General features: G+C 39.9%; 13 protein-coding genes and 2 pseudogenes. 5 read left to right on the forward strand and 10 right to left on the reverse strand.

Annotation, left to right across the window (positions count from 1 at the left end):
- Nucleotides 1–15: 15 nt before the first annotated feature.
- Both LFLEISCH_RS16165 and LFLEISCH_RS16170 read left to right on the forward strand, forming a co-directional pair.
- A complete protein-coding gene (locus tag LFLEISCH_RS16165) occupies nucleotides 16–255 on the forward strand; it encodes a molybdopterin-binding domain-containing protein (protein ID WP_007472793.1) in 240 nt (79 codons plus the stop codon).
- A complete protein-coding gene (locus LFLEISCH_RS16170; protein WP_277619589.1) occupies nucleotides 227–505 on the forward strand; it encodes a MogA/MoaB family molybdenum cofactor biosynthesis protein in 279 nt (92 codons plus the stop codon). Before LFLEISCH_RS16165 ends, LFLEISCH_RS16170 begins: the two co-directional genes overlap by 29 nt.
- 35 nt (nucleotides 506–540) lie before the next feature.
- Here LFLEISCH_RS16170 and moaA read toward each other — a convergent pair whose 3' ends face one another.
- From moaA to LFLEISCH_RS02970, 6 genes and pseudogenes are all read right to left on the reverse strand, one after another.
- Nucleotides 541–1545 carry a GTP 3',8-cyclase MoaA gene (gene moaA, locus LFLEISCH_RS02945; protein ID WP_007472797.1) on the reverse strand — a complete coding sequence of 335 codons (1005 nt, stop codon included), beginning with the start codon at nucleotides 1543–1545 and terminating at the stop codon, nucleotides 541–543.
- Nucleotides 1546–1556: 11 nt separating this feature from the next.
- Nucleotides 1557–2030: a cyclic pyranopterin monophosphate synthase MoaC gene (gene moaC / locus LFLEISCH_RS02950; RefSeq protein ID WP_007472799.1), complete on the reverse strand. Its 474-nt coding sequence runs from the start codon at nucleotides 2028–2030 to the stop codon at nucleotides 1557–1559.
- 3 nt (nucleotides 2031–2033) lie between these two features.
- Nucleotides 2034–2276, reverse strand: a complete 243-nt coding sequence (locus tag LFLEISCH_RS02955) for a MoaD/ThiS family protein (RefSeq protein ID WP_007472801.1) — start codon at nucleotides 2274–2276, stop codon at nucleotides 2034–2036.
- A pseudogene (locus LFLEISCH_RS02960) lies at nucleotides 2263–2684 on the reverse strand (molybdenum cofactor biosynthesis protein MoaE). Before LFLEISCH_RS02960 ends, LFLEISCH_RS02955 begins: the two are co-directional and overlap by 14 nt.
- A complete protein-coding gene (mobB, locus tag LFLEISCH_RS02965; RefSeq protein ID WP_007472805.1) occupies nucleotides 2681–3169 on the reverse strand; it encodes a molybdopterin-guanine dinucleotide biosynthesis protein B in 489 nt (162 codons plus the stop codon). The pseudogene LFLEISCH_RS02960 and the gene mobB overlap by 4 nt, the downstream one beginning before the upstream one ends.
- Entirely contained in the window at nucleotides 3148–4362 is a 1215-nt protein-coding gene (locus tag LFLEISCH_RS02970; protein ID WP_007472807.1) for a molybdopterin molybdotransferase MoeA, read from the reverse strand. Before LFLEISCH_RS02970 ends, mobB begins: the two co-directional genes overlap by 22 nt.
- A 162-nt stretch (nucleotides 4363–4524) precedes the next feature.
- On the opposite strand from LFLEISCH_RS02970, the pseudogene LFLEISCH_RS15225 reads away from it, so the two are divergent.
- From LFLEISCH_RS15225 to LFLEISCH_RS02985, 3 genes and pseudogenes are all read left to right on the forward strand, one after another.
- Nucleotides 4525–5197, forward strand: a pseudogene (locus LFLEISCH_RS15225) (molybdate ABC transporter permease subunit).
- 33 nt (nucleotides 5198–5230) lie between these two features.
- A complete protein-coding gene (locus LFLEISCH_RS02980) occupies nucleotides 5231–5863 on the forward strand; it encodes an ATP-binding cassette domain-containing protein (RefSeq protein ID WP_040504743.1) in 633 nt (210 codons plus the stop codon).
- Nucleotides 5838–6416, forward strand: coding sequence for a molybdenum cofactor guanylyltransferase (locus tag LFLEISCH_RS02985; protein ID WP_040504740.1), 579 nt, complete (start codon nucleotides 5838–5840; stop codon nucleotides 6414–6416). Before LFLEISCH_RS02980 ends, LFLEISCH_RS02985 begins: the two co-directional genes overlap by 26 nt.
- An 11-nt stretch (nucleotides 6417–6427) precedes the next feature.
- Here the strand turns inward: LFLEISCH_RS02985 and LFLEISCH_RS02990 are convergent, their stop codons facing one another.
- The 4 genes from LFLEISCH_RS02990 to LFLEISCH_RS15515 are packed head-to-tail and all read right to left on the reverse strand — an operon-like array spanning nucleotide 6428 to nucleotide 9099.
- Entirely contained in the window at nucleotides 6428–7645 is a 1218-nt protein-coding gene (locus tag LFLEISCH_RS02990) for a phosphopentomutase (protein WP_007472812.1), read from the reverse strand.
- 4 nt (nucleotides 7646–7649) lie between these two features.
- Nucleotides 7650–8636, reverse strand: coding sequence for an alanine racemase (locus LFLEISCH_RS02995; protein ID WP_007472813.1), 987 nt, complete (start codon nucleotides 8634–8636; stop codon nucleotides 7650–7652).
- A gap of 10 nt (nucleotides 8637–8646) precedes the next feature.
- A complete protein-coding gene (locus LFLEISCH_RS15590) occupies nucleotides 8647–8811 on the reverse strand; it encodes a hypothetical protein (protein ID WP_007472815.1) in 165 nt (54 codons plus the stop codon).
- Nucleotides 8812–9099 (reverse strand): hypothetical protein, encoded by a 288-nt coding sequence (locus LFLEISCH_RS15515; protein WP_007472818.1) that lies wholly within the window; start codon nucleotides 9097–9099, stop codon nucleotides 8812–8814. It lies immediately after the preceding gene.
- Nucleotides 9100–9191 lie beyond the last annotated feature (92 nt).

Genomic DNA, 9191 nt, shown 5'->3' on the forward strand with positions numbered 1-9191 from the left:
AGAGGAGGAGTAGCTATGCACGCTAAGGAATCATTTATCGCAAATTGCGCGGTTGTAACGATTAGTGATACACGAACATTTGACACGGATTCGAGTGGCGTTTACATAAAGGAAGTCTTAACTGCGGCTAATCATAGCGTTTTGAGGCATGTGATTGTGCCTGATGACGGGGCAAAAATCAAGCAACTCTTTGCTGAATTAAAAAAAGGAGCCCCTTCATGCGATTATTTCAACAGGTGGCACGGGGCTTTCTAAACGCGATGTCACGTATGAGGCCCTTTTTTCTGAAGTGAAACAAGAAATTCCAGGATTTGGCGAACTTTTTAGGCAAATTAGCTTTGCTGATATTGGGACAAGAGCGATGGCAACACGTGCATTTAGCGGATTTTTAGAGGAAGATATTTTATTTTTTGCATTACCCGGTTCGAAAAATGCTTGTGAAACGGGGATGAAACATCTTATTCTACCTGAAATGGGACATCTTTTGGCAGAACGTCATAAGTAAAGCGCGAAACTACGATTAGTTTCGCGCTTTATTTTTTAACCGCCAATCTGACTCATTCGTCGCCAAGTTGGTTTGTGCGATGTATCTTCGTCTTGTAATTTTAGGGCCATTTCATGACTTTCCGGTTTATTATCAATAGATTGCTGTACAATCTTCATTAATTCTTCAGGGTTATTTTGAATGTAAGGACGAATGTTTAGCTCCTCATCCCAGTATAGACAAGCTTTGATGTAGCCATCTGCTGTTAGTCGTAGCCGATTGCAACTCGCACAAAAGTGAGAACTGACAGGGTGAATTAAGCCAAATGTTCCTTTAGCCCCTTTAATTCGGTAATTTTCAGAAGGGCCATTCCCCTTCACCGTATCAACAGGTTCATATTCAAATCCGGCTTCATTACATGCTTCAAAAATGGTATTTAAAGATAGATATTTCTTTTTCCAACTATTTCCCGCATGACCAATAGGCATATATTCAATAAATCGAATATTAATATCTTTATCCTTTGTAAACTTTAAAAAATCAATAATTTCATCATCATTTTGTCCTTTAATAAGTACAACGTTTAATTTAATGGGGAACAGCCCCACTTCTTCGGCTTTTTGTATGCCGTCAATCACTTTCTGTAAGCGCCCACCACGTGTAATTTCCTTGAAACGGTCCGCTTGAAGCGAATCAAGGCTGACATTAATTCGCGAAAGTCCCGCTTCTTTTAGAGCCTCTGCTTTTTTATTCAAATACATCGCATTGGTTGTGATGGCAACATCTTCAATTTCCGGGATGTTCGCGATTCCTGAAACGATATCCACAATATCGGTTCGTAGTAAGGGCTCTCCACCAGTAATCCGGACTTTTTTTATACCAAATTGCGCCATAATTTTCATAAAATCTACAATTTCATCCTTTGACAGCACTTTTTCATGTGGTAAAAATTTGAGTCCTTCTTCCGGCATACAGTAGACACAACGTAAATTACAACGATCAGTCACTGAAATACGAATATAATCATGTGCCCGACCAAAACGATCTGTTAAAACTTGCACAGTAATTCCCCCTATTTTGACGAAAACTCGCCACTTTTTCCACCCGATTTTTCAAGTAGTCGCGTTCGTGTGATTTCCATTCCGCGGTCCATTGCTTTACACATATCATAAATTGTTAAGGCAGCAATCGAGGCTGCCGACAAGGCTTCCATCTCCACACCCGTTTTCCCAACCGTCACAACTGTTGCTTGAATGGTGAGGGTATTCACTCCGTCATCGTGGAAAGACAAATCTGCTTTTGTGGTCATGAGTGGATGACACATTGGAATAAAATCACTCGTTTTTTTCGCTGCCATAATGCCAGCAACTTGCGCCACCGCTAAAACGTCACCTTTTTTAATTTTTCCTTCTTTAATACGGCTTAAAGTTTCAGGTTCCATCTTTAAAACAGACTCAGCGACAGCGATTCGTTTTGTCTCTTTCTTTTCTGTAACATCTACCATTTGAGCGCGCTTTTCATCATTAAAATGTGTTAATTGATCCATTCTTTAACCTCCACTTACAGGTGGAATCACAGCAATTTCATCTATTGTTTCTGGTAATTCATCTGTATCCTGTTTAAATTCCATATTGATTGCAATCATGCACCGATATAATTCACTTGCGATTTCCGGAAATTCACTACTAATTCGGTTACGCAAATCCCCAACTGTTTGGCAATGACTTGCATTTACTTTTCCTTCAGGACTTACTTTTTCCGTTAAATAGGCAAAAAATTTAATGGTTGTCATCTCGAAGCCCTCCCCATCTTACTTTATCAGTATCAAATTCCTCTTTCCAAATGGGTACTTGATTTTTTAATTGCTCGATGATGTACCTTGAGCCCTCGTAACTCTCAGCGCGATGTTTAGTTGCCACACCTATAAAAACGGCAATATCAGAAAGTGCTAATTCGCCTAAACGGTGAACAATAACCACCCTCGCATCAAATTTCTCTTCCACATCTTTCGCTAGTTTTTCCATTTCAAGCTGGGCCATTTCTATGTAGGCACTATAGCGTATTCGCTCCGTTTGAATCTCACCTGTCCACTCTCTAATTGTACCCGTAAATGTATTAATTCCCCCGTACTTAGGTCAATTAAAAATTGAAAGAGAGGTTCAATCGCAATTTTATCATAGGTCAATTCTACTCGTCTCATTCTAAAAACTCCCTCATCATACCATCTAAAAAAGCATTTCTTGTTTCTTCCGTTCCAATATATGTCACTTTCTCATGTTGAAGTGGTTGAATAGAAACAAAGGCCACAATTTGTTTCACTTCTTGCAAAAACCATTCCACTTCTTCCGGTGAACGGACTAAAATAATTTTTGGAAAAGGAGCCTTTTTGAAACCCTCAACGAGCGTCAAATCAGCCTCACCAAGTTGATTGATAGCTTCTTTTAAAGATAGTTTTGACTGGCTTATAATCGCATATTTTTGGCTCGATGCTAATAAAACAGCGTCCGCACCTTCTTCTGTAAAAAAATGGGAGTCGGTCCCAGAATGATCGATTTCAAAATCATGCGCATCATGCTTAATGGCATGAACAGTATAACTCTTTTGTTTTGCCTTCGAAATAAAGTGTCGAATTAGAGTGGTCTTGCCACTATTCTTAAATCCAATTACTTGGAGGATAACAGCCATACCAAAACCTCTTCCCCTTCTTTTTTCCCAACTTGCCCACGTGGAATCATGAAAAGACAAGTAGCCTGATGTAAATTCCCTAATGAACTCGACATATCGCTACCCACTAAAGAAACATAGTAGTGACCATTTTCTTCCGTATAAGTCCCTCTCAAAAAGCGATCATACCCATTGTTTTTTAAATAATCTTCCGCCATAATCCCCGTCACTTGTCGGACAGGAGAAGTTTTGCCTGATAGTTTAGCAAGCACAGGCAGCGCGAACAAATGATACCCTGTAAAACAAGCCCCTGGATTGCCCGATAAAGCTATAATCAGCGTATCTTGAAAACGTATAGCTGTCGTTGGACTACCTGGTCGCATTTGAACTTTATTAAAAAGGACTTCGTTTTGTGTGGCGATATCTGCCATAAAATCATAATCGCCTACAGATACGCCACCCGTTGTAATAATTAAATCCGCAACTTGGCTCGCTTCCGTCAGTTTTTGAACCGTCAACTGATAATCGTCTGGTAGCGCTTCTTGCATGCAAATCATACAATCAAACTCTTCAACAAGGGTCCGCAGAAGCGCTTCATTGCTATTATAAATTTTTCCATCCGGTAAAGATTCAAACGGCGAAACAAGCTCGCTTCCCGTTGAAAAAATCGCGACTTTCGGTTGCTTAATCACATCAAACTCCGTTACACCAAATGCAGCAAGAAGACTAATCGCACCGGCGCCAATTTTCTCACCTTTTTTTAACAGCACATCTCCAAAACGGAACTCTGCGCCAATTTCTGTAATATTACTTTGTGGCTGCGTATTCACTAACCGAATGTGTCCCGGTTGTTCTGCCACCTTCGATTGTTCTAGCATAATAATTTTATCCGCCCCGCGAGGAACTTTTGCTCCCGTCATAATTCGGACCGTTTCACCTGGTTTAAGTGTTTTTTCGTAAGTTTCCCCGCAAGGAACCTCCGCCACCACTTTAAGGTCAATCGGATAAACGTGGTCATCACTTTCAGTAATCGCAAAACCATCGTAGCCTGAACGGCGAAAATAAGGAAAATCGAACGGGGCCACAATGTCCCGACTTAAAACCCTTCCTTTACTTGAATAAAGTGAGATACGCTCTTCCTCTAACTCTTCAATTTGCGACATCAGTCTATTTTGTGCTTCTAAATAGGGAATTGCATCCCGTTTAAACGTCATAAAAACCCCTCTTTTTCTGTATGCGTTTACTTATTATACTAATATAACGCAAAACGATTCATTTGAACAGCGATGCCATTTCCTTTCGGCTAGTCGTTGCATTTTTGCTCACAAAAAGCGATAATAATAAGGCAAATACTTTCTTTACTTGGAGGTTCGGCCATGTTTACGCCTGTTTGGCATTCTATTTTTGTGGCGATTGTCTCAACTATTATCGCCTTTTTCGCGATGCTACCACTTAGCTATTATTTCGCTGGTCGCAAATCAAAAATTCAACTACCTGTTGAAACGATTATTTTACTTCCACTTGTCCTACCACCAACCGTAGTCGGTTTGATTTTACTTTCTCTTTTTGGAAAAAACAATCCGTTTGGCGGCTTTATATGGAACCAATTCCATTTTAGTTTTATTTTTTCACTTTGCAGGAGCCATTGTTGCTACTGTGATTATTATTTTACCTATCATGTATCAAGGACTTAAAGCAGCCTTTTTGTCCATCGATCATGAACTGGTTTGGGCTGCTGAAACGCTTTCAGCAAACAGAAGCCAAATTTTCCGGAAAGTGATTTTACCTAATTGCTGGCAGCCCATTTTAGCAGGAATTTTATTAAGCTTTTGCCGTGCTATGGGTGAATTTGGCGCCACGCTGATGGTAGCTGGATACATAGAAGGAAAAACCGATACGATTGCATCTAGTATTTATTTTATGGTGCAACAAGGAAATGTAAAAATTGCGGTTTACTTAGGACTTTTCAACTTACTTATTGGTGTCATCGTACTTCTTATTATCCATGTATTAACTGTTAGACAAAGTAATTTGATGAGGGGGATGTAAAACGTGACCTTACAACTTCAATTTACAAAACAAATGCCTTTTCATGATTTAAAGGTCGATTATCACTTTAAAGAAAATATAACCGCCGTGATGGGCGCAAGCGGATCTGGAAAGTCCACCTTATTCCAATGCATTAGTGGTTTAAAACGAATTGATTCGGGGACGATTCAATTTGGTGACACGACTTTTGACGATACTTCTATCTCGCTTCATTTACCAACAGCAGAACGTAAAATCGGTTATTTATTTCAAAACCTTGCTCTTTTCCCCAATATGAATGTGTATGATAACATCTCTTTTGGGTTAAAAATGAATAAGGCAAAACGAAAAGATACCTCTGCCATTTCAAGACAAGTTCGCCATATTAGCGATTATTTACAAATCTCCCATCTTTTATATTCTTCGGTGCAAAAATTATCTGGCGGGGAGAAACAGCGTGTGGCCATGGCACGTGCCATGATTATTAACCCCCATTTACTCCTACTTGATGAGCCTTTTAACGGTCTTGATGAGGATACACGTTATATTTGTATGGATTTAGTGCAAAATATGGCCAAGGATTTTGAACTTCCTGTTATTTTTGTGACCCATTATCGTTTTGAAGCTCAAAAATTGACGAATGAAATTATTTATTTAAAGGATGGTCATCTTGAAAAAGAAGCCTAATGCCATTATTCTTGCTGGCGGAAAATCAACTCGCTTTGGGAGTGATAAAGCTTTTTATATCCCTTCAAATGAAACTAAAACGTGGGTAGAGCTTTTAGTTGCGAAATTAATTCCTGTGAGCTCACTGATTTATATTTCTATCAGACAAGAGCAATTGCAAAAGATGCATACCCTTTTTTCTGAAAATAAACAGGTGTGTCTCGTGACGGATTTAAATGAAGTGGCGGATTACGGTCCGCTTGGTGGCTTATATAGCCTATCACGACATTTAAACGACGAAAGCTGTTTAATTGTTCCTGTTGATGTGCCACATATTCAAACAGCCGATTTGAAACTACTTTGTAGAAACAAAAATGTGTATGTCGAAACGGCGAAACATAAACACTATTTAATTGCCCATCTGCCAAGTTTTCAAACAGAAATTTCCTCTTGTATTCAAAATCACGAACACCGTGTTACATCACTACTTAAAAAGCTTCACACTACGCCCCTCTTTTTTGAAAACGAGGATGCTTTTACAAATCAAAACACAAAAATCCCGCCTAACGAGTAGGCGGGATTTTATTAGTCATTTAGTTTTGCTAACCAAGATGTACCGTGTTGAGGAGGTTTAGTACCAAAATAATCCGCGGCTGTAGCACCAATGTCTGCCATTGATTTTGCCACACCCATATCATCTACTTTGGAAGTCCCTTTTTTATAAAAGAGTAAAGGCACTTGTTCGCGCGTATGTTGGCTGTGTCCGATTGTTGGATCATTTCCGTGATCGGCCATCACCACTAAAATATCTTCCTCAGCAAGCTTTGGTAGTAACTCGGCAAGCTTTTGATCGCAAAGTGAAAGACGTTCCTCATAGCGCGCGGGATTTTCCGCATGCCCAGCTAAATCCGTTTCTTGGATATTTAGCGCAAAAAAACCAGTTGGGTGTTTTTCTACAAGCATTTCCAGTTGATTAAAAAGTTGTTCACTTTGAACGCCTGGGTAATCTTCACTTCCGTCCACTTGAATAATATCTGCAATTTTCCCTAAAAGAAAAACAGGAATATCCGCTTGATGAATTAACGTTGGGGCTTGTACATTAGGATCGATTCCGTAACCAAGATGGATGACATGGTAATCATGATCATAGACGCCTGATTCCGGTGCATCAATGCCCGCAAAACGATTTTCTTTTACTTTTCTGGCAGCTAAAAGATTTTGAAGTGTAATTCCGCGGCCACCAAATGTAATGACACGAGAGACTTTAACGACTTCACGTACTTCCCTACCAATTTTGACTACATCCTTAAAATCAATCAAATCAAGGCAACTTGAAACATTAAAAACTTGACCTAAATCCGTTTCTAAATTATCGCCAACCGTGACGGTTTCATCGACAACTAAAATTTTAGGTTCATCGTCTGCCCCAACAAAGCGAACTTGATGGCCTTTTTTTGACAAATGATCCGCCACTTCTTTAATACACTCATTAAATGCTTGGTTGACTGGCGGTTTCGGTTCTGTTCCCATAATTTCTTGATGGCCTAAAAATGAATCTGCTCCGATATGTGCTAAATCAGCTTTCCCAAAACGAGCTTGTTTCGAAAAATGCATCCGCCCTACTTCTTCACCTAGTGCATTCATTAGGCCTAATCGTTCTAAAGTCGGCCAGTAAGCGTTTGGAACTGCTTCTAAAATATGCTTGGCTGTATTTGAAAAACAGTCAGCTGGCCTAACTTTCGGCACATCACGCATTGCGCCTATCCCAAAGCTATCTAATACGACAATAATAAATCTACCCATATCTTCACCTTCTTAAAAAATGACCTTGGCTATCATAAATTCCTTCAATGACTGGTTTCTCAGTTTGAATCCCTGATACAACCGCCACTTCACTGCGTGTCACAAACATTTGTGTCCGAAAGGCCATAATAACGCTCTGACTAACTTTAAAGGAGGCACCGAGCGTAAAATGGTAGTCAATGCTCTCTAAATCTTGCTTTAAAACCGCCACTTCTTGTAAGTGTTCCACGTCTCCTACTAGCGCACGTGAAACCCCGCTTCTCCGGTAATAACCGCCTCCATAAGCAAAACTTTCTTCCCCAAGCGTATGAGCAATTTCACTTAAATAAAGGTAGGCTGGCTTTTCTACCAAATCCTCTTTAGCGTGCATCGGTGTAGTTCCTGTTAAACTATGGCCAGGCTCTGCTTGCGTCCCGCCATATCTCGCAATATCGGCTAAAGTCCCTGTACAAGTTGCTGACGGCAAATTAAGTTCCGCAAGATGTATCCCAAATTTTTCTTCAATAAATTTTTGGGCATATTTAACCGTGCTTACATTGTGTGTGGGCACAATTTTCTTTTGTTCGTCTTGATATAAAAAACACGGGAAAGAGGTAAGCCCAACAAGTTCAATATGTGGTAAGTCTAAAATGGCTTTTACAGTTTCCTCCCACTCCTCCTCGTAAAAACCTCCATACTGCGACGGGTATAAAAAGTCGTCTGGACGATTCACGCGAATTAAAATTTTCTGCTTCACGCCTAGTTCGGAAGCTGCACGCGAGATTTCTTTTGCTTTATCAACCGTGTACACAGTCATATAGCTTGGCTCTGCTGAAACAATTTCAGGAATAAGATGCGTTGGAACCTGTACAAGATGCCCTACATGTGCAATTTTCACGCCTGCTTCTTTCATCACAAGCGCCTCACGAACATCAACACAGACGGCCCCAGCAAAGCCTAACTCCATTAATTTTTGAGCAATCAATGGGTTACGACCAATTTGTTTTGTCATAAAAAATAATTCAATCTTTCTTTTTTTTTGCTTCTTCTATCATGAAAGTTGCATTTTGTATGACCATATCTAAGTCAATTACATACGTATCTGGCAAAAGTTTACCGGATTGATGCCACTTAACAGCTGTATGAATTAGCGCTGGATTGTGTTTTTTTAGCTTTTCGATAAACATTTACACTTCGTCCTCTCTTGCTGAAATAATAGCTTGTTCAAGAATACGAAGAACCGTATCCGCTCCAGCTCGTAAAGGATTAATTCTAATCATCGAATCCTTATACTGCGGGTTTTCAAGTGAAAAGGTACCTGAGACGCGGTAAAACATAGGTACAAATTCATATTTGGACTCAGCGCCAACAGGATGAGGAGCAGCACCTAATTGCTCAGCATGTTTTAAAACAAGAGGGGCAGGCACATCCTCTAACTCCACTAAAATCACTTTTGACTGGGCACTCGCAATCATGACATTTTTAATTCCATGAACTTCCTTCTTCTGTAAACGGTCATAATTTTATCAATAACTTCCGCCTCAATCGCTAGCGCCACAGGAGCATA

The organism is Listeria fleischmannii subsp. fleischmannii LU2006-1, from assembly GCF_000344175.1.
In the GTDB taxonomy this organism is placed as follows: domain Bacteria; phylum Bacillota; class Bacilli; order Lactobacillales; family Listeriaceae; genus Listeria; species Listeria fleischmannii.

Excerpts from the sequence above, each read along its gene's own strand:
- LFLEISCH_RS16165 (WP_007472793.1), top strand. The coding sequence starts at position 16 with ATGCACGCTAAGGAATCATTTATCGCAAATTGCGCGGTTGTAACGATT.
- moaC (WP_007472799.1), bottom strand. The coding sequence starts at position 2,030 with ATGGATCAATTAACACATTTTAATGATGAAAAGCGCGCTCAAATGGTA.
- LFLEISCH_RS02955 (WP_007472801.1), bottom strand. The coding sequence starts at position 2,276 with ATGACAACCATTAAATTTTTTGCCTATTTAACGGAAAAAGTAAGTCCT.
- mobB (WP_007472805.1), bottom strand. The coding sequence starts at position 3,169 with ATGGCTGTTATCCTCCAAGTAATTGGATTTAAGAATAGTGGCAAGACC.
- LFLEISCH_RS02970 (WP_007472807.1), bottom strand. The coding sequence starts at position 4,362 with ATGACGTTTAAACGGGATGCAATTCCCTATTTAGAAGCACAAAATAGA.
- LFLEISCH_RS02980 (WP_040504743.1), top strand. The coding sequence starts at position 5,231 with ATGCCTTTTCATGATTTAAAGGTCGATTATCACTTTAAAGAAAATATA.
- LFLEISCH_RS02985 (WP_040504740.1), top strand. The coding sequence starts at position 5,838 with ATGGTCATCTTGAAAAAGAAGCCTAATGCCATTATTCTTGCTGGCGGA.
- LFLEISCH_RS02990 (WP_007472812.1), bottom strand. The coding sequence starts at position 7,645 with ATGGGTAGATTTATTATTGTCGTATTAGATAGCTTTGGGATAGGCGCA.
- LFLEISCH_RS02995 (WP_007472813.1), bottom strand. The coding sequence starts at position 8,636 with ATGACAAAACAAATTGGTCGTAACCCATTGATTGCTCAAAAATTAATG.
- LFLEISCH_RS15590 (WP_007472815.1), bottom strand. The coding sequence starts at position 8,811 with ATGTTTATCGAAAAGCTAAAAAAACACAATCCAGCGCTAATTCATACA.
- LFLEISCH_RS15515 (WP_007472818.1), bottom strand. The coding sequence starts at position 9,099 with ATGATTGCGAGTGCCCAGTCAAAAGTGATTTTAGTGGAGTTAGAGGAT.